This window comes from Cloacibacillus sp. An23, from assembly GCF_002159945.1.
GTDB lineage: Bacteria > Synergistota > Synergistia > Synergistales > Synergistaceae > Caccocola.
The window spans coordinates 28378-47596 of the sequence record NZ_NFJQ01000016.1; the positions used below are offsets into that span (position 1 = coordinate 28378).

The window sequence follows — 19219 nt, forward strand, 5'->3', positions numbered from 1 at the left end:
AGAGCCATATTCGCATTATTTGCCGCGTACCGCGCGCCTCACCATATCTTTCAACAAATCTGCGTACCATCTCGCATATCGTTTCCATACAGGCCTGTGCAGAAGCGACCAGGCTACTTCACTGAATTTCTCATTCTCAAGCCTCTTAAAAAACGCATCCTGAAGTTCTCCGTTCAGCTTGACGCTGCTTTCCATCATCGGATTGCCCGCTCCTATTGTTTCAAGCGTTGTTTTATTTATAACGAGCTTTGGTTGTACCGCGCGGAAAAGTTCTTCTCCTTTGGGCGAGTTCAGCAGAACCAGCGACACGCCGTTTTTGCGCTCGTCGCACGTGTAGTCGCCGCCCCAGAAGTCGCCTATCGTTATGTCGCTCACCCGCGGCAAGCCCTTGAAGCGGCATACGGCGCATGAACGCCTTATCATGAATTTCCCGACGACGTAACTGTTTACCCATGCGTCGGTGTAGCGGTTGCCGTAATATTCTTTGCCGTTTTCAAACCATACTTTCGTTCCGAGGTTCTGCCATCCTCTGCTTTTATCCTTGAATCGGACTTTGCGCGCCTTTGCCCCGTACCGATCTTCCAGTTCGTCGACGAATTTTAGATAACCCTTTGGGGAATTTATACCGAGACAGATAAAATCCACCGTTATCAAATTTTCCAGCAGATTTGCAGGGAGATACCGCTGCAAAGCCGCGGACTGGCAGGGAGCGCCGCAGAACAACACTTTACGCCCGTCCTGAAGAAAGCCTCGTACTCGCCTGTAAACGCCGCCGGTGTCGCTCTGGAAATATTTGGAACTCAGCAGAGGCTCAAGCTCGTCCATATTCTCCGCAAAAGTGTGGTAAGCCGCGCGGTAATCGTCGCTGAACCGGCAGCCGCAGACCACGCCGCCATGACTGATCACATGGGCGGACAGTTCGTAAAACATCCCGCCCGACGTGCTTTTTTCCCTCACAGCAAATTCCTTACTGTATGCGGAATATACTACTGGCGTAGTTTTCTGTATGTCGGACTGGCTATCTTTCAGCACGACGCAAGTTTTGCGGCATCTGCCGCATTTGATGCACGCCGAATGATCAATGACCGGATGCCAGAAACCTTTTGCATCCGTTTGAAATTTAACCGCGTTCACAGGACACGCGTCTCCGCACGCTTTGCACCCGGTACAGTCAGTAACGCTCGCCAGTTCAATCATAAAATCTCCGCTCCGATTCTTTTTATTACTTCTTTGGTAAACAGCCGCCTTCCGGTATCGTTCATGCAGATAGCCGTGTCGAAGAACTTGTCGTCCGAGAAAAACTTGTCGTCGAAGTAGTTCCATATCCTAAAACTCTCGCCCGACTCCTCAATCGGCCGCAGCAGAAACCGCTCCAAGTCGTCGCGGCACAGGCGGGCAAGCATGGCGCGGCTTACAGGCGGTATCACGATGACAAAATTCAGTTGATTTTCCTCGCATAATTTTTTTATTTTACGAAGGTAAGACAAGCAGTATTCCATACGCCGCTTCATATCCGAAAGAGCCGAAATGTGCATCTCGTTAAGCATAAATTCTTTTTCCCACCCGCGGCAGCTGCCTTCGGCGCTTGCCGCCAGGCGAGACGCCGCATCCATGGGTACTGACTTTCCGTTCCCCAATAACTTATGTTTTATCCTTCTGGCTATCGGAAAAGCATAACGCCGTACAGGCAATGCCGCCAAACAAATTATTGGGTATACAGCGGCAAGTATTTCAGTCAGTCCGTTTGCTCTGTATATATTTGCCTTTTCAAATACATAACAGTATCTCAGATGCATCCTTGTTTTTTCATATTCAGGAACACACAGAGAAAAAACGCAAGGCGACCATATAACAGTACCGCCCTTCTTCATTTTCGTATGATACTGCTCCAGCAGCCTATAATCATAACTTACTGTCTGCGGCGCGACGGCGCCGTTGAACCCGTTGCCCCCAACTGCCTGGAAGTCATAGGCACACGACGCGGTTGTGGAGCCGAGAACGTAATACTCCAGCCCGTCCGGTATATCGCCGACATATTTCCGCGCCCCCGCTGCGGCGTTTCTGTAAAGCCGCAGATTTCGCGCCAAAGTACAGCATATACTCACAGTGAGCACACCAATATCACTAAAGGGACGCACCTTATTATTTATCCGCTTTGTCCTCAATAAGGCGGATGAACGCGCCGACGTTTTTGCACGACATGATTTCTTCCGTCGTGAATCTTATTTTGAAATGCGCCTCAATATCGTTGATAAGGCTGATGTTCGACAGCGAATCCCAGTCCTCGATGTCGTCGGCGGTCATCTCGTCGAAGAGGACTATCGTCTCGTCGTCGAACAAATCCCTGAATATTTCCTGTAATTCTTCTCTTATATTCATTTTTATTCTCCGTTCTTTATGTATTTTTTGTTTATTCTGCCGATATATAGTATTTTTTCGACGGTTCCGCGGCTGTATCGAAACTGTACAGCGCGCTGTCGTCCGTAGTTTTATGTATCTCTTCGACTGATTCTGCTGGGACAAACCCAAGCGTTTCGTAGAGGTCTTTTACCATGCCGTTTTTTGCGGTCGGGATATATTCGCCCACGACGGCGCGGCAGTCCCATTCACGCGCGGCCGAGAGGATATGCTCAAACATCATGTACTCCAGCCCGCGCTTGAGAACTCGGCAGCTCATTACCCACGTGTCTATAAAACAGACCGTTCCGGCCCTGCGCAGGATGACGCAGGAGATAAGCCCGTAGTCGGAAAATTTGTCTCTAAGTTCCGCAGATATACATTTTGCGTCGTCCGATTTCATATACTCCGCTATTGTCTGTTCCGAGTATCTCTGCGTCCTAAGGTTGAACTGATTTGACTTATTGATGAGCTGCGAAAAACGCGCGATCTGATTGTCCAAGACAATGCCGATTCTTGCGCGCATATCGAGAGCTTTCAGGTAGTCGCCGTAGTCTACAAAGCTGCCGGCCATTTCCCTGCGCTGGGTTTCGGCAATATATGACTGATTCCGTGCGATGTCTTCTTTGGTAAGCTGAGTCCATTCAAAGGCCATAGCCTCGTCAAGCGCCGTTACGTAATCCGACGGGTCTTCCGGGGCTTCTATAACTTCCACCATCGGGAGAAATTGTCTTACCACTTCGCGCTCTGCAGGGTTATCGTCGAAGAAAACCATACTGTCCAGGCCTATATTCAGTTCTTTGGCTATGCGCTTGATATTCGACGCCTTGTCTTCCCAGTTGGCGACGAAGCAGGCGATGTCAGTCAACTTCAGCTTCATGTATCTGTTCTTCATGAAAGGTTCTTTGGCGACTTCTTCGTCGTTTTTACTGCACACGGCGAGGATCACGCCTCTTTCCTTCAACGGCAGCACATATTGCTGAAATGCGAGGTAGCTTTCGCCGACTGCGTTGTTCGGGTCAAGATTGATCCCATCGCAGCCCTCTTCGCTTACGACGCCGCCCCACAGGGTGTTGTCCAAGTCGAGCACAAGACATTTTCTAACCTTGCCTTTTAACGCCAGTATCTGCTTCGCGAACAGTTCCGTCAAATCCCAGAGACATTCGAGGCTGCATGGCATTTTCGTAAGGAAGTACTGCGAATTGTCGAACCACGTCCTCTTGCCTATGGCCGACGCCAGATATTCCATATCGACCAAGATGACGTTAGCGGGCCTGACGTTCAGCAACTCGCCGTTTATCCGCCGGATAAAGCTACGGCGTGAGAATTTATAATTAGCCTCTAAATTCCCTAACGGAGATTCGAGCGGCAGGACGAAGTTGCCTTGGAGCACCGTTATCCCAGGAAGGCGATTTGTCAGCGCTGCCCACATTTTCTTATAGCCGTCTATAAAACCGGCGCAGAGTTGGCTCGCGTCTTCATCGCATAATAGCTTTGGGTAGGCTTTGATGTCACGGTAATCAGGCAGAATGATCACTGCGTCCGGCGCAAACGAGTAAAGCCCGGAGCCGGCGTCCAGCACGTCCATGGCGATTCCGTTGTACTCGCCTTCGTAAATATCGGCTGTTATCCCGTTTTGAAAGAGATAATATCTCAAAAGCAGCACAAAGTACTGTATCGAGCACGAGCCGAGCACGGCGATTTTTATGTCATACTTTTCGCAGGCCAGAGCAGTTTTCGCAAACTTCCTTGCTTCCTTTAATATTTTACTTATTTGCATACCGTCCATGAAAAATCACGCCCTTGTATAAAATGGTGTGGAACATCAACGAGTACAGTCGCTCAAACTACTTTTCAGCAGTTTCTGCATCCTGCTTAGGCGACGCCGACCAAATGACGGAAGAATATCCTCGCGCCGGGTTGCCCTGCGCCAGAACGCCGGGCTTTATTTTTCCGCCGACGACGGAGCCCGCAGCCACCATAGCCCCTTCGCCGATATTGCTGCCGCGCAGCACTATACACTTTAGCCCGATCCAGACGTGATCTCCGATCACAACGTCTCGCGCTGGATTGGCTATTTCGCCTTTTTCGTTGTAAATAGGATGATGGTCGCTGTCGTATATGAAGACATGGCGGGAAATAAGAACGCCTTGTCCGATATTGATATGCTTTGCGGCCAGGATGACTGCGCCTGTGTTGATATATGCACCGCCGATTTCTACAATGGCGTTCTCGTGGATTTCTATCGTGGCTCCGTAGTTCAGCGATGTCGTGCCGCGCACAACAAGGCGTGCTCCGGAACGCATTATAACGTAGGCCTCCGTCCTGGAACCGGAAGGCTTGTTAGTGTTGACGAGGAAATGATTATCGTAAAGTTCAATCTGAGAACTTTCGCCCAAAGAGATGACTGCGCCCCGCATAGGCAATATACAACCCTTTCCGTGGCGTTTCACTTTATTACAGAAGAAGTTATAGAATATAAACTTAAAAAAATTCATATTCTTTAATATATGTATATGATAAACTAATCTAAACATTATATTCACTCCATATGATATTTTATTTTTCAGATTTAAATAAAAAATCAAGTTTAATGTACAAACTCTTCGATATTATATTTTAATTTATTATCTAAGATATCTTGTAAAAATGCTTTGATATGGGATCACTTCACTATTGCCTATAAAATATGTTTGATAAATAAAGTAGAATATATACCAACAAAAATAATATATAGTCAAAATATATCTTACTTGATGTTCTTTTATATTTGATAAAATCATTGGTATCATTATTATTTCAATTAATTGGGGGATCCTAGCCAGTCTTCCATACCATATATTATAAAATCCGAACATCCTAAAAGGAATTTCCAATAAAAAAATCCGCATTATAATGACACTTTTCACATTATTAATTAAATTTCTATTACACACAATGACTAATGGCAAAATAACAGGAAGTATATGCAATAGCCATTTAAAAGAAATTAACGACGGTATATGAAATGCATACATGTCTATGCTACAATAACGCTCAAAAATTAAAACCTTTTTAGTAAGATTATACAATACTGGCACTATCAAAGGAAAACATATAATACTCAAAACTAACATCCAGTCTCTTATTTTATTCAATAGCTTAGAATTAAATTCCCGTAATCCAACAAAAATGATTGATATTAAAGCTGATTTATGAAAACACATTGCTATTAGTATAAATATAAGATATCTAAGAGTTTTATTATCAATTAAATATGTATATCCTAATAAAATGAATGACAATGCTATTACAAAACGGATCCCATTCATAGAATAGGCAAAATGCTCACATAAATAGATTAAGATGGCCATTCCCCAATGAACTTGACTCCGAATAATTGATATAACTATAACACAATAAATTAATATGGCTATAATTATTTGTAGAGCAGTATAATTATAGGCAATTTTATTTAAGAAATAGTAACCAATTTCCAGATAAATTTCTCCAGATAAATGCTTTTTTATATACTCAAAAAAATGAAGATTATGTAACTGATAATAGATATCCTCATATGCATAATAATCTGTTCCAATACCATAGCGAAAGCCATATAAAAAAATCAAAGGCGAAAGACAAAACATTCCAACCATTAAGTATTTAAAAGTAATGTCATTTGAGATACATATATGCTTTGCAGTACATTGACATATTGTACGTTTGTATAAAATCCCAACATATCGCAACGTGACGCTACATATTATAAACATAGAAATATACAATCCAATAGTAGACATCTTATTTTAAATCCATATATCTTATAAATTATCAATTAAAAAACTTTCTGACTTTTGCCGCATAAGCATTAGCTTTTCTCTATTACCGGTATAATCTATTGGAGCAATATCATTTATTTGAGCGATGCCACAGAGATTGCTATCTTCTATTAAACGTTTTTCACCGTGGATTATTTCTAATATGGATTCTATTCTAGAAATCATGCTTCTACCATCATCTCGATTAAACGCATAGAATTGTTTTCTATATAATATTGAAAATACACAGGCATGAAAACTATCTGTAAATATACAATCTGCATATTTAATAAGAGAAATAAAATCATTCGGCGATGCATTACATAATTTTATATCTCCAAAACCGTCTAGTTTATTATATTTGCCTAACATAGGAATATTTACCACGCTTAGTTTATGCTGCATGGCGAATTGTTCAGCCATTTTACGTCCTAACAGGGCATTCCCAAGAAAATAACACAATATATAAGGACCTGCCACCAATTGCTCGCTACAAACGGCATCCCACTCCGGCATCGGAAGTAGCATGGTCGGGTCAAGCACCCACTCTATTTTGCAACTAGTAATTTCCGAAAGCAACTTTACTGACGACTTTTCTCGTACGGATATAGCATAAAAATCCGCAAGTTTGTGTTTCATCAATGTCCGTTGTTCATTAGTAAGAGTAGATTGGCCAATACTGGCTGCGTATGCAATCTTTTTTTTCTTTTTCGGTACAAAATCAAGAAAAAAGCCTTTTCTAAACCAGATAGGGTTCCATACTTGATCGCTTCCTGTAATAAAAATATCATAGTCATCAACACAATTTGCTATAGTCGAATCTAGATATAGTTCTTTGCTATGAGGAATACTCTTTTCCCGAAATTCACTAAATGATTTATATCTGTCCAATAAAATATTGCTATTTTTATAATTATTCGTTATATATAGTATTTTTCTTGGAACTATAGTAAGTATTTTCTCTAATGACATATTCCTATTTAATCGTTTTGATAATTCCTGCAATGACATTGGTTCATGAAGCGGATAACAGATTTGTTCTGCTGAATACCCCATTAAATTAAGTTTGCGACAAAGAGCATACGCCTGCAGTATACCTCCATAATTGTTAGAGCCATAATAATGTGTTAATATACCGATCCTCTTATTATTCATAACAACTTTGCCTCCCAACCTTATAACAAATTCCATAACACTACTAAACAATTGTTAGTCTGTTTCGATTATTATAAACAGTATAATAAGTCCAACAAATGAATAAAATCGCAAAGGTCCATCTCATCTTCAAAAATGACAGAATAACCTTATCACGTATTGCTTGAATATTTTTAATTTGCAGATTATTAATTGCACCTCTATAAATTGACGAATTTAAGATATGTTTTATTTCTCCCCATGCTAAAAAATAAGTGTGAATTGAATTTAAAGACATACAAATGTATTGTATTGTTTCTCTTATATTTATAAAACAACAGTAGTTATAATAAATAGATAAACATTGCGTTAATGAATATTTATGCATAAATAAATATATTGCTTTTATATGAGCACTGCGTTTGTCAAAGCAAATAGATAACTCACTATTAAGAGCAGATCCAGTTCTTATGTAATAATGGTATATTGATTTATTAAAAAATTGAACAGACCTTGCATAATACATTACCTCTAAATTAAAAACTCGATCCTCCCCAAATTTTATATTCGTGGGGAAAATAATGCGATTTTTAATTAAAAAAGATTTTCTATATAATTTAGAGATAGGACCTCCAAATGTTGGACATTTTAACATATCTTCGGGAAAAGTCTCTGGTATTTCGACAGGCCTAACAAGACACAAACCTAATAAATATTTTTTCCGGTCAGTGCTTTTATATATATGTTCCTCAAATCCCACAGGAGAAGCCTGCTTACTCTCGCCTTCACGTTCCCAAGTATATGTGGCAACAACAACGTCACAATATTCTTGAATGCGTTGATAAAGCTGCTCAACTGCATCTGGATCTATCCAATCGTCTCCATCTACAAACATTATCCATTCACCGGTTGCAAGTTTGATACCTGTATTTCTGGCCGCAGAAACACCTTTGTTCGTTTGATGGTGGACGACCTTGATTCTTCTATCATTAGAAGCCAATTTATCACAGATGGTAGGACTCTGATCTGTACTACAGTCGTCAATTAAGATGATCTCTATATCTTGATATGTCTGTTTTTGAACGCTCTTTATGCATCTATCAAGATAATATTCTATGTTAAATACTGGGATAATAATAGATATAGTTGGAATTTTGTATACCAAATCCTCCATTTTTATAGCCCCCACTTTCTTAATAACATTTTTAATTTCAACACACATCAAAAGCATTTAGGTATCTCGTAACTGATAAGCAAGTTTCAACAAATATTTATACATCAGATTTCAACATTTTTACGCGCCTATCTATGAAATGAAGCACCTAGTTCAAAACTCTCAATTAACCGTTTAAATGTATTCGCCAAGTTAATTTCAAATATATAGTCAAGCGCTTCTACTTTATTGTTACTCAATATATGAGTGCTAATTTTGTTATATCCATACTTACTTGCATCATCCGGTATGTCGTATATAACTTTTATACCTGAATCGGAATATTTTCCTGCGAGCGTCTCAGCCAGTTCTTTTACAGATAACACATCCTTGTCATTTGTCACGTTGTATGCCTCGCCATCCTTACCTTTTACCATCAGAGTAAAAATGGCAGCCAGCGCATCCGCCGTATAGCAGTAATTAAGAAGTGTTTCGCCTGTAGAGTGCAGAACGATATCGCGATGCTCCGCTACACATCTGGCAAATTGCGTCAGTATCCTGTTGTCGTTTTTATCAACAATTCCAGGGCCGATTATCCTGCTTATCCTTGCGATTTTAACATGCACTCCGTACTCCGCAGCATACGAAGCGCACATACACTCGGCCATACGTTTGCCTTCCGAGTAACTGGAGCGAATGTCCAATATGTCTATGTATCCCAACTTGTCTTCCGTTACGTTTTTTACTTCGTTTGGAAATTGACCGTAGACTTCCATGGACGACAGATAGACCATGCTTTTGATTTTTTTCTGAAGAGCAAGCTCTAAAATGCTCTCCGTACCTGTAAGTATCGTCTTTATCGTTTCAACAGGATGTGTCACAAAATATTTGGAGTCGGTCGGGTTGGCACCGTGGATTATAAAGTCTACCTTTTGCCCGATTGTTATTTTTTCATTGACGTTGCCAATGATCAGCTTAACATCCGGTCTATGTATGATGTGTCCGAGTACATGTTCTGCTTTTGCTTCGTCGCGCACAAAAGCTAATATATTGATGTTAGTCTTTTTAACTCTGTTAGCGCAGGCCAATGCCTGCACAGCAAGGGAGCCGATCAGCCCTGTCGCGCCTGTGACGAGAACTGTGCTGCCGTTCATTTGTTCCAGAGCAGGCATGCTTCTTTCAACGATGTTCTCTAAATCTTCCTGTAAAATGGGGTTAGAGCTTTCAAGTATGGCTTTATCCATTTGTCATCACCTATAGTCCCATGATTTGAGCGTTTTCTTTTATGTCCATGATCGCCCTGAATATGTAGAAGTCCAAAGGAGTCGTTATTTTTATGTTTTCTACTGCCCCGGCGACCGTGTGTATAGAGTGCCCGTAGTGTTTCATCAACGTAGCCGAATCTATGAAATCCCTCCGTCCGTCATGCAGCGCCTGCTTATGCGCGGCCATGATGTCGGAGAGGACAAAACTCTGCGGAGCCTTGGCAAGCCGACAGACATTTCTGTCAAGCACGTCAACGACAGCTTCGTTATTGGGGTCGATGTTGATAACGGTTTCTATGGCGGGCGTAACGGTAACGGCAGAACCGTGCTTTTTCACGGACTCTATATTGTCAGTGATAAGCTGTTCCGTTACTAAAGGACGCACGCCGTCGTGTATCAACACTATGCTGTCGCGCGGCACGGACGCATCTCCGTATATAGCGGATAGCCCGTTGTATATGGACATCTGCCCGCTGGCTCCGCCTTTTACAATCCACCGAACTTTTTTAATACCGGCTTTCTCTATAAGACCGGCAAGATAGTCCTCCCAGCCTCCAAGACAAACGACAGCGATGGCGTCTATGTCCGGATGCCGTTCGAATATTTCAAGCGTATATATGATGATGGCTTTCCCGTGCAGCTCCAAGAACTGTTTGGGCTTGGCCACGCTGTTCATTCTGACGCCGGTGCCTCCGGCGAAGATTAGGGCGATGTTCATTTGGTGTTATATCTCCACAACTTTATTTGATGGTACTATCTTTTATCACCGAAACAAATTTTATATATATACTCACAAACTAGCTGTGTCGCCTTGCCTGTCTCGCAACCACCTAAATCTTTATAATGTTTGGCACATGCAGCTTTGTATGATTTTTCATCAAACTCTAATATGTTCTTTTCCAATTCGTCATTGGTCGTTGCTTTAGGGAAAGGCCATTCAGAAACAGGAGTATAAACCTCAGTCGTTCGAACATAGTGATCAAGATCAATCGCAAATAAGAAGCTTGGCCTGCCAGTGAGCATATAGTCCCACATAGATGATGAAAAATCGTTGATCATCACGTCGGCAGCTAAAAGCAGTTCCTGCATTTCTTCATAATCTGAGAGGTTTAATATGTCTCCCTGCGGCAACTCACATCTATTGACTACACACGGATGCAGTCTAAAGCCAAACTTCCACTTTCCTCCAAATCTATTACTTAAAGCATTGCATACACGTTCACAGTCAATACCGTAAGAAATAGCTATAGATTCCTTAAAATAGTTATCATCAGGTTTCCTATATGTCGGCGCATATAGAACTAAATGCTCATCGTCTTTTAGTCCTAGTTTTTTACGTATAGCATGATATTGTTTTTCATCCCTATTGATCAGCATATCATTGCGAGGCATGCCAATTTCCCAAAATATATTTTTAGGCATCAGCAAAGAGTCCACAGCAATTTCTGTGAAGCGTTTACATGTCGATAAAAACACCGTCGTTTGCTTGGCAGAGAGCAATAGGTCATGTCTGAACAGCCATGTATCGGTGTACATATACCTGCCCATTTTTTTATATGCTCCGCCGCCATGATGTGTATTGATTACACACGTACCTTTTCTAAGCGGAAGATATGAATATCCTCCACTGTTAGTTAGAAAGACTTTGGATGTCAAAGCGTAGAAAAAATAGCGCAACGAATTAAAACCAACAACTGTGATTCCTTTCTGAGAAAGGTACTCGTATTTTTCTGGATATTTTACAGATACGACAATATCAAATTGTCCACTATAATTTTTTATAAGATACTCTGCGACACATTTGGGATTTTCCGAATAGTTGTATGCCAAGTCATTGTGCAAAAACACACGATTTTGCTTTTGCGGAAACAGCTTTATAGGTGATAAAGCTACCCGCAAGGCTATTTTTTTATAATATCTTATGAGTTCACTAAGCATTTTAATTCCTCATTGTTGAATTTATTTAATTGCTTGGTCAATATATATTCCATTGCGAATCAGTTCTTGCTCCGTCGGAGCCGTAATCAGCACAGCCTTCAACCGCCCGTAGAACACGAACATACTTCCTGCGGCAGCTGCATGTGCCTTGCCTTCGTGCAGTACGCGCTCTAAGTCATTTATGCCAGCGGCACCGCCGCATGCCGTGACAGGAATGTTTACAGCGTCCGCAACGCTTTTGACCAAATCCAAGTCATATCCATCCATCATGCCGTCTCTATCTACGGAATTGAGGAATATTTCTCCGGCGCCCATTGCTTCAGCTTTCTGCGCCAGTTCAACAGGAGTGCTGTCGATAACCTCTTGTCCGTCTGATATGACGCATTTGTATCGTCCATCGACTTTTTTAGCGTCTATCGATACAACCACACTCTGGCCTCCGGCGAGATTTACCGCCTCCGTCACGAGTTCCAGTTTTCTGACGAACGAAGTATTAATCACGACTTTTTCATACCCTGTGGCAAGAAGCCGCTTAACTTGTTCAACCGTAGTAATGCCTCCGCCGTAGCTGAGCGGCATAAATGCCTCGCTCGCTATATCATCGAGAAGCTCCCAGTCCGGCTCTTTGCCCAGCTTCGTCGCCGATATGTCGAGGATAGCCATTTCGTCTATCCCCTTGCGGTTGAATATCTTCACGGCGTTGACAGGATCTCCGAGATATGTGGGAGAGCCGAACTGCTTCGTCTTTATGAGGTCTCTGTCGTCAATCAGCAGAACAGGAATTATACGAGGACGGTTATACATGTCAGCACCTCTTTACGAAATTCTCAAGCAGACGCATACCGAAGTCATGGCTCTTTTCGGGGTGGAACTGCACGCCGTAAACATTTGTGTTTCTGACGGCAGCGGCAAATTCATAACCGTAATCGCATGTCATAAGGACGTTTTCTTCATTGTCGCAGAGCGCGTGATATGTGTGGACGAAGTAGTATCTTTGTTTCGAACCGTCAATTCCATAAGTCAGCGGAGAATCATGCTTGAAGGTCACAACGTCCCAGCCCATGTGAGGTATTTTGAGGTCTGTATCGGCATGGAAACGAAAGCGCACGTTATCAAACGGGATAAGTCCGAGCCCGTCGAGATTCCCTTCTTCACTCTTTCTTCCAAGCAGCTGCATACCGAGGCAGATACCAAGCATCGGCTTACCGGTGGCAGCTTCTTTCTTCAAGAACTCGCACAAGCCTCGCTCATTCAGATTTTTCATCCCGGCGTCAAATGCTCCGACGCCCGGCAGAATTATCTTGTCTGCCGAAGCGATCTCTTCTTTGTCGCAGGTGATGACGGATTTCTCGCCTATCACCTTTAACATATTCCTGATGGATCCTACGTTGCCGAGGCCGTAATCAATTATTGCTATCATCGTTCTTACCTCATGTTCCTGCTTTCAATGCCAAGCATTTTGCAAACGGAAAGGCCGAGCTTTATAAGCCAGAATGAGTTTTTGTAATCAAACGGCGTTTTGTTTTCTCCGGCAATTATCTCTTCAAACTCTTTTGTAGTAATTCCAAGTTTCTTTGCTATATATTCCTTATCTTGCTCCATCTGGTCTCTGTCGTATGGATTCGTCTTGAGCTTCTCCAGCGCTTCGTCGCGCGTCATAGTGCCAGCAAGAATTTGAGTTGAAAACACGTTCTTCCTCGTATCGAAACCAAATTTAGCTGGCAGATAATAACCTTCGAAAAATCTGGTAAAGACATTTTCGTAGTGCTTGTTCTCATATTTCGTCCAGCCATATTTTTCATGCAGAAATTTCTCTGCCTTCGCTTTGTCGTAGACAACATAGTCGAGAGGATAAAAACGCTGCATACCATATACGTATTTATATAGAATGCGGTATTTCAATATTCCGCACGTCGGATAAGTTTTAAGTTTACGCTTGCCGAATTTTTCATGTATGTCCTTATACAAAGTAAGGTCGTTCATATAGATCCATTCCAGCGGCGGACGGATAAATTCGGTTGAGTTGTTGGAGCCTGTCAATATATATTTTATTTTGTGTTTTGCAGCATAATTGTACAATGCCGCGAAAATAGCATGATCCTGCGGAGCGTCCTGCGAGGATATCTGCGACTTGAACATAGCCAATTGGAAGTCGCTCATCTCTTTCCAGTTGACGACTTCCGTGTACATATCGAGATCCAGACCTTTGACTATCTTCTCGATATTTTCAACGGCTACATTCAGATTCCAGCCGGTGTCTACGACGAACGCGAGCGGACGAAGGCGCATAACCTCCTTAGCGATGTAGGCCATATAGGAGCTGTCCGCGCCTCCGCTTAAGCCGAGCAGACAGTCGTAATCACGTCCTTTTCCGGCTTCACGAATTTTAGCAGCCATCGCTTCGAGTTCCTCAAGGCGGTTTTCATTCGGATGCCAGTATGGTTTTATCTTTTTATCAAAATTTCTGCAATGGTCGCAGACGCCGTTCTCATCAAAGGTTATCTTTGAGTCCGTGGTGTCCATGACGCATCGAGTGCATATCTGATAAGGTCTCTTTTGGATACTGCTCATGCTTACGCTTTTCTCCAAACCATCCTGTCAACAATGCTCGCATAGCTCTGAATGATCTTCACGACTTTCGTAGATACGTTATCGTCCGTGTAGTCCGGCACTTGTGTTCCTAAGTCATGGTTTTCCTGCATCTGCACCGCGGTCTCTACGGCTTGCAGAACGCTTTCTTCCGTTATCGAGCCAATGATGAAGTTCCCCTTATCTATGGCCTCCGGCCTTTCAGTGCTGGTCCTTATGCACACGGCGGGGAAGCTTCTGAAGTACGAAGCTTCTTCCGGCAGCGTGCCGCTGTCGGATACTACGCAGTAGGCATTCATCTGAAGATGGTTGTAATCGCTGAAGCCGAAGGGCTTCATGCTTCTTACGTTTTTGTGGAATTTGAAGTTCCTCTGTTCTATGAACTTCTTGCTTCTAGGGTGCGTGCTGTAGATTACAGGCATGTCGTATTTTTCCGCCATCGCGTTTACCGCGTTCATGAGCGAGAGGAAGTTTTTCTCTATGTCTATGTTTTCTTCCCTGTGCGCCGAGAGCAGTATGTACTTCTTCGGCTTGATGCCGAGTTCTTCCAGCACTCTGCTTTTGTTTATCTTGTCTATGTTCGCGGATAGGACTTCGGCCATAGGCGAACCCGTGACGTATGTCCTTTCTTTCGGCCTGCCTTCGGCGTTGAGGTAGCGTCTGGCGTGTTCGCTGTAGCAGAGGTTCACGTCGGCTATGTGGTCTACTATCCTTCTATTCATCTCTTCCGGCAGGTTTTCGTCAAAGCATCTGTTGCCGGCTTCCATGTGGAAGATCGGTATCTTGTGTCTCTTTGCGGATATAGCCGAGAGTGCGGAGTTGGTGTCTCCGAGTATGAGCAGCGCGTCGGGCTTTACTTCTGCCATGAGTTTATAGGACTTGGCGATTATGTTGCCTATGGTTTCTCCCAGGTCCTGTCCTACCGAGTCGAGGTAGTAGTCGGGCGCACGGAGATTTAAGTCCTCAAAGAATATTTGGTTGAGGGTGTAGTCCCAGTTCTGTCCTGTGTGGACCAGTATGTGGTCGAAGTATTTGTCGCATTTCTTTATGACTTCGGAGAGGCGGATAATTTCAGGTCTCGTTCCGAGTATGGTCATAAGTTTTAATTTTCTTGTATCGTTCATCTTTTTCTATCCTTATATTCTCTTTACTCTGCTCTATAGCTATATGTTCTGTTTTATAACCTATACCCGATACTCTCTATACTTCTTCGTAGTAGGTGTCGGGATTATTCGGATCAAAAGGTTCGTTCGCCCACATTACAGTCACGAGGTCTGTCTCTCCCGTGTTGGTTATGCTGTGGGTGTAGCCCGGCGGGATGTCTACGGCTTCTATTTTGTCTCCGCTTACGTCGTAGGATATGACTTCGGCAGAACCAATCTTTCTGAACGATATTCTCGCTTTGCCGCTTACTACTATGAATTTCTCATTTTTCGTACTGTGCCAGTGGTTGCCTTTGGTTATGCCCGGTTTTGATATGTTGACCGAGACCTGGCCTCTTTCGTTAGATTTGAGCATTTCTGTGAAGCTGCCTCTGGCGTCGCAGTGCATGGTGAGCTCGTAGCTGAATTTGTCTTCCGGCAGGTACGAGAGATATGTAGCGTAGAGCTTTTTCGAGAACAGGTCTCTCATGTCGGGGATGTAGAGGTCTTTTCTGCTCTCTTTGAAGGTGTAGAGCATGTTTACTATGTCGAGCAGTTTGACTTTATACTGCTCTGGCACGGTACAATACTTGCTATCTTCCATACAGGTGTTCGCTTCGCCGTTAAGAGCGTTTAGGAGTTCTTTTACAAGGTCGTCTATGTAGACCAAGGTCAATGTCGGGTTTGTCTCGTTTACCTGTATGGGCAGATTTCTCGCTATGTTGTGGCAGAAGGTGGCTACGGCGCTGTTGTAGTTCGGACGGCACCATTTGCCGAAGACGTTGGGGAAGCGGTAGACGTAGACTTTCACATCGTTGTCTCTGCCGTATTGGAATATGAGTTCTTCTCCGGCTTTTTTGCTTCTGCCGTATGGGTTGTCGAGCTCGGCCTGTATGGAGGAGGAGAGCATTACGGGAGCTTTGTTCCCGTGTTTTTTCAGGCTGTCGAGTAACGTCGATGTGAAGCCGAAGTTGCCGGACATGAAGTCTTCGGGGTTTTCCGGCCTGTTTACTCCGGCGAGATGATATACGAAATCGCAGCTTGAAGCGTATTCGTCGAGCTGTTTTTCGGTATTGTCTATGTCGTAGGATAGTATCTCGTGTCCATGTCTTTTGAGTTCTTCTGTTAGGTTTCTGCCTATGAAGCCTTTGGCTCCGGTTACAAGGATTTTCATTTTATGCTTCCTCCTTTCTGTCCTTTTTCTTTAGTTCTTATCCTTATCTTTGCTCTTGTTTTTATGTTCTTCCCAAGACGCGAGCTCTTCTTGTATGTATTTGAGTGAGAGGAGCTTTTGCTTTACGGCTTCTACATCCAATAGTTCGGTGTTGTCGGAGTTGAATTCTTTTATGGCTGTCTCTTTCGGAGTTCCTTTGTCGAAGTATTTTTCGTAGTTAAGGTCGCGTTTGTCGCAGGGGACGCGGAAGAAGTTGCCCATGTCTTCTGCGTGGGCGCATTCTTCTTTGGTGAGGAGCGTCTCGTACATTTTTTCGCCGTGGCGGATGCCGATGATTTTAGTTTCGGCCAACGAGTTGAATAATTCTTTTACTGCTTCGGCGAGTACCGCTATTGTGCAGGCAGGTGCTTTCTGTACCATGATGTCCCCGTTCTCCGCGTGTTCGAAAGCGAATACGACGAGCTCTACGGCTTCTTCGAGGCTCATGATGAAGCGCGTCATGGCGGGTTCGGTTATGGTCAACGGCTTGCCTGCTTTTATCTGCTCGACGAAACGCGGAATTACCGAACCGCGCGAGGCCATTACGTTGCCGTAGCGCGTGCAGCAAATCGTAGTCTTTGAAGGATCTACGGTACGCGATTTGGCTATTACCACTTTTTCCATCATGGCTTTGGACGTACCCATCGCGTTGATTGGATAGGCGGCTTTGTCTGTAGATAGGCAGATTATTTTCTTTACGCCGTATTCTATCGCTGCGGACAGTACGTTGTCCGTGCCTATGATGTTTGTCTTGGCGGCTTCGAGCGGGAAGAATTCGCACGAGGGCACCTGTTTTAATGCCGCCGCATGGAATATGTAGTCCACGCCGTGCATTGCGTTTTTGACGCTGTTCACGTCCCTGACGTCGCCGATATAGAACTTTATCTTCGGGTTGTTGCCGTATTCGGTGCGCATGTCGTCCTGTTTCTTCTCGTCGCGAGAGAAGATGCGGATTTCACGCACGTCCGTGTCGAAGAAACGGTCCAAGACTGCGTGTCCGAAGGATCCCGTGCCGCCTGTGATTAGGAGAATGTTGTTCTCAAACATTTGTATGACCTGCCTTGGCGAAGATTACGTCTATCTGGTTGAGCAGTTTTTGTTTTTCGAAGTGTGATTCGAAATATCTGCGTGCGTTTCTGCCTAATTCTTTCAATGTTTCATCCGGCGTTTTAGAGACTTGTTCTATAATGCCGGCAAGCGCCTCGTAATCACCGGCGTCACAGCAGAAGCCGGCATCCGATTCTTGAATGACCTGCTGTATTTCGCCGTCGGCGCATACGATTACAGGGACGCCGCAGGCAAGGCATGACGGGAGTTTGGCAGGAAGCGTCATGCGGAATATTTCATTTTTAGCCAAGGTTATGAGCGTTACGTCGCACACACTCATATACTCCGGTATCTTTGCCGCCGGCTGCCTGTCTATGAAGTTGAAGCAGTCCGACACATCCATGCTGTCCACAAGGCGCATAAGCGTTTCTTTAAATCTTCCGTCTCCGACGATGTTGAATCTGACTAAGATGCCTCTATCTTTTAGCCTTTTTGCTGCTTTAGGCAATACTTCAAGCCCCTGCGATTTGCCTATATTTCCTGCAAACAGCAGATTAAGACGGCCGTCTTTCGGAATATCCGAAAGGCTGACGCTTTGTTCTATCGGCATATAGAAATCCTCCGCATATTGCGGCCAGAACTTTATCTTATGGTTAGGGACGCCGCGGGCTTTTATCGCGGAGATGAAGCTTTTCGACGACGTCAGTATCAAGCCTGTCTTTCTGTATATGTAATCCACCATACTGCCGATCAGATTCAATATTTTCGTGTTGTTGATGCCTCCGGCATACTGCACATTCTCTGGCCAAAGGTCTGTGACATATAGCACGGAAGGTATATCCCTGCGCTTCGCGTACCATATTCCAACGAGCGCCTGCGTCATCGGAGAAACCTCATACGTAAAGACTTTATCCGCCTTTAATGAGGTAAGCTTGGCCCAGAAAAAGCCTGAGACTATAAAAGACAGGTAGTTCAGCGCCATCATGACGGAACTGTGACCGCGAGGGATTATCGGAAGGCGTATTATTTCCACGCCGTTATAGTTTTCTCTGCGTTTTTTGAAATATCCGTAGCCTTCGTAGAATTTTCCCTGCGGATAATTCGGCATACCTGTTACGACAGTGACTTCATAGCCGCGCCTGACCCATTCGGAGCATATGTCGTTTATCCTGAACTGCTCGGGATAAAAGTATTGGGATATGACGAGTATGTGCGTTTTATTTGACATATCCGCCAGTCCTTGCCAAGCTGTCATGAAAGCTTACTATGTTATATTTACGATAACCATAGAGTGCTTTATCATATATTTTCGAGCCAAACGCTTTGTTGAATGTCTCGTTTTTGCTTAACTGTTTGATGATAAACTGAGGGCATGGCAGTATCCACGTCCGATGTCCGGCCAGCTTTCTGGCTTTTACTATCACGTCTTTCGTCGAGACGTATTCCTCGTTCTGAGGGAAGAATATGCCGCCTCTGGCAGCGTCTATTATCTGTCTCACGCATTCGCAGAAGTTGTCTATGTATATCATGCTGCGGCGGTTATC

At 43.8% G+C, this 19219-nt stretch carries 17 protein-coding genes and 1 pseudogene; all 18 read right to left on the reverse strand.

The annotated features are described in order from the left end of the window. Positions 1-15: 15 nt before the first annotated feature. Positions 16-1197 (reverse strand): Coenzyme F420 hydrogenase/dehydrogenase, beta subunit C-terminal domain, encoded by a 1182-nt coding sequence (locus tag B5F39_RS13615; protein ID WP_255376034.1) that lies wholly within the window; start codon positions 1195-1197, stop codon positions 16-18. Then, entirely contained in the window at positions 1194-2087 is an 894-nt protein-coding gene (locus tag B5F39_RS14320; RefSeq protein ID WP_158096074.1) for a hypothetical protein, read from the reverse strand. Before B5F39_RS14320 ends, B5F39_RS13615 begins: the two co-directional genes overlap by 4 nt. A 55-nt stretch (positions 2088-2142) precedes the next feature. Next, the gene (locus B5F39_RS13620; protein ID WP_087368632.1) at positions 2143-2379 is read right to left on the reverse strand and encodes an acyl carrier protein; all 237 of its coding nucleotides are present in this window, start codon (positions 2377-2379) and stop codon (positions 2143-2145) included. A gap of 31 nt (positions 2380-2410) precedes the next feature. Then, a complete protein-coding gene (locus B5F39_RS13625) occupies positions 2411-4186 on the reverse strand; it encodes an HAD-IIIC family phosphatase (protein ID WP_087368634.1) in 1776 nt (591 codons plus the stop codon). Positions 4187-4244: 58 nt separating this feature from the next. Continuing rightward, the gene (locus B5F39_RS13630; protein ID WP_143330766.1) at positions 4245-4934 is read right to left on the reverse strand and encodes an acyltransferase; all 690 of its coding nucleotides are present in this window, start codon (positions 4932-4934) and stop codon (positions 4245-4247) included. 1263 nt (positions 4935-6197) lie between these two features. After that, positions 6198-7349 (reverse strand): polysaccharide pyruvyl transferase family protein, encoded by a 1152-nt coding sequence (locus tag B5F39_RS13640; protein WP_158096076.1) that lies wholly within the window; start codon positions 7347-7349, stop codon positions 6198-6200. 43 nt (positions 7350-7392) lie between these two features. Further along, positions 7393-8559, reverse strand: a complete 1167-nt coding sequence (locus tag B5F39_RS13645; RefSeq protein ID WP_087368641.1) for a glycosyltransferase family 2 protein — start codon at positions 8557-8559, stop codon at positions 7393-7395. Positions 8560-8630: 71 nt separating this feature from the next. Beyond that, positions 8631-9725 (reverse strand): NAD-dependent epimerase/dehydratase family protein, encoded by a 1095-nt coding sequence (locus tag B5F39_RS13650; protein WP_087368643.1) that lies wholly within the window; start codon positions 9723-9725, stop codon positions 8631-8633. Positions 9726-9735: 10 nt separating this feature from the next. Continuing rightward, a complete protein-coding gene (locus tag B5F39_RS13655) occupies positions 9736-10464 on the reverse strand; it encodes an IspD/TarI family cytidylyltransferase (protein ID WP_087368645.1) in 729 nt (242 codons plus the stop codon). A 35-nt stretch (positions 10465-10499) separates the two neighbouring features. After that, on the reverse strand, positions 10500-11684 hold the full coding sequence (locus tag B5F39_RS13660; protein WP_087368646.1) for a CDP-glycerol glycerophosphotransferase family protein: 1185 nt from the start codon (positions 11682-11684) through the stop codon (positions 10500-10502). 21 nt (positions 11685-11705) lie between these two features. Further along, on the reverse strand, positions 11706-12488 hold the full coding sequence (locus tag B5F39_RS13665) for an AglZ/HisF2 family acetamidino modification protein (protein ID WP_087368648.1): 783 nt from the start codon (positions 12486-12488) through the stop codon (positions 11706-11708). 1 nt (position 12489) lies between these two features. Then, positions 12490-13104: an imidazole glycerol phosphate synthase subunit HisH gene (gene hisH / locus B5F39_RS13670; protein ID WP_087368650.1), complete on the reverse strand. Its 615-nt coding sequence runs from the start codon at positions 13102-13104 to the stop codon at positions 12490-12492. A gap of 5 nt (positions 13105-13109) precedes the next feature. After that, a complete protein-coding gene (locus B5F39_RS13675) occupies positions 13110-14255 on the reverse strand; it encodes an N-acetyl sugar amidotransferase (RefSeq protein WP_087368652.1) in 1146 nt (381 codons plus the stop codon). A gap of 2 nt (positions 14256-14257) precedes the next feature. Next, complete coding sequence (gene wecB / locus B5F39_RS13680; RefSeq protein WP_087368654.1) at positions 14258-15397, reverse strand: UDP-N-acetylglucosamine 2-epimerase (non-hydrolyzing); 1140 nt, start codon at positions 15395-15397, stop codon at positions 14258-14260. 76 nt (positions 15398-15473) lie between these two features. Beyond that, positions 15474-16589, reverse strand: a complete 1116-nt coding sequence (locus tag B5F39_RS13685) for a capsular polysaccharide biosynthesis protein CapF (protein ID WP_087368656.1) — start codon at positions 16587-16589, stop codon at positions 15474-15476. Between the two features lie 30 nt (positions 16590-16619). Then, entirely contained in the window at positions 16620-17675 is a 1056-nt protein-coding gene (locus tag B5F39_RS13690; protein WP_087368658.1) for a polysaccharide biosynthesis protein, read from the reverse strand. Further along, the gene (locus B5F39_RS13695) at positions 17668-18903 is read right to left on the reverse strand and encodes a glycosyltransferase family 4 protein (RefSeq protein ID WP_087368659.1); all 1236 of its coding nucleotides are present in this window, start codon (positions 18901-18903) and stop codon (positions 17668-17670) included. Before B5F39_RS13695 ends, B5F39_RS13690 begins: the two co-directional genes overlap by 8 nt. After that, a pseudogene (locus B5F39_RS13700) lies at positions 18893-19219 on the reverse strand (NAD-dependent epimerase); the annotation flags it as partial. The pseudogene B5F39_RS13700 and the gene B5F39_RS13695, both read right to left, overlap by 11 nt.

Bases quoted from the DNA above. Each gene is read 5' to 3' on its own strand.
- B5F39_RS13615 (WP_255376034.1), bottom strand. From the start codon at position 1,197: ATGATTGAACTGGCGAGCGTTACTGACTGTACCGGGTGCAAAGCGTGC.
- B5F39_RS13620 (WP_087368632.1), bottom strand. From the start codon at position 2,379: ATGAATATAAGAGAAGAATTACAGGAAATATTCAGGGATTTGTTCGAC.
- B5F39_RS13625 (WP_087368634.1), bottom strand. From the start codon at position 4,186: ATGGACGGTATGCAAATAAGTAAAATATTAAAGGAAGCAAGGAAGTTT.
- B5F39_RS13630 (WP_143330766.1), bottom strand. From the start codon at position 4,934: ATGTTTAGATTAGTTTATCATATACATATATTAAAGAATATGAATTTT.
- B5F39_RS13640 (WP_158096076.1), bottom strand. From the start codon at position 7,349: ATGAATAATAAGAGGATCGGTATATTAACACATTATTATGGCTCTAAC.
- B5F39_RS13645 (WP_087368641.1), bottom strand. From the start codon at position 8,559: ATGCTTTTGATGTGTGTTGAAATTAAAAATGTTATTAAGAAAGTGGGG.
- B5F39_RS13650 (WP_087368643.1), bottom strand. From the start codon at position 9,725: ATGGATAAAGCCATACTTGAAAGCTCTAACCCCATTTTACAGGAAGAT.
- B5F39_RS13655 (WP_087368645.1), bottom strand. From the start codon at position 10,464: ATGAACATCGCCCTAATCTTCGCCGGAGGCACCGGCGTCAGAATGAAC.
- B5F39_RS13660 (WP_087368646.1), bottom strand. From the start codon at position 11,684: ATGCTTAGTGAACTCATAAGATATTATAAAAAAATAGCCTTGCGGGTA.
- B5F39_RS13665 (WP_087368648.1), bottom strand. From the start codon at position 12,488: ATGTATAACCGTCCTCGTATAATTCCTGTTCTGCTGATTGACGACAGA.
- hisH (WP_087368650.1), bottom strand. From the start codon at position 13,104: ATGATAGCAATAATTGATTACGGCCTCGGCAACGTAGGATCCATCAGG.
- B5F39_RS13675 (WP_087368652.1), bottom strand. From the start codon at position 14,255: ATGAGCAGTATCCAAAAGAGACCTTATCAGATATGCACTCGATGCGTC.
- wecB (WP_087368654.1), bottom strand. From the start codon at position 15,397: ATGAACGATACAAGAAAATTAAAACTTATGACCATACTCGGAACGAGA.
- B5F39_RS13685 (WP_087368656.1), bottom strand. From the start codon at position 16,589: ATGAAAATCCTTGTAACCGGAGCCAAAGGCTTCATAGGCAGAAACCTA.
- B5F39_RS13690 (WP_087368658.1), bottom strand. From the start codon at position 17,675: ATGTTTGAGAACAACATTCTCCTAATCACAGGCGGCACGGGATCCTTC.
- B5F39_RS13695 (WP_087368659.1), bottom strand. From the start codon at position 18,903: ATGTCAAATAAAACGCACATACTCGTCATATCCCAATACTTTTATCCC.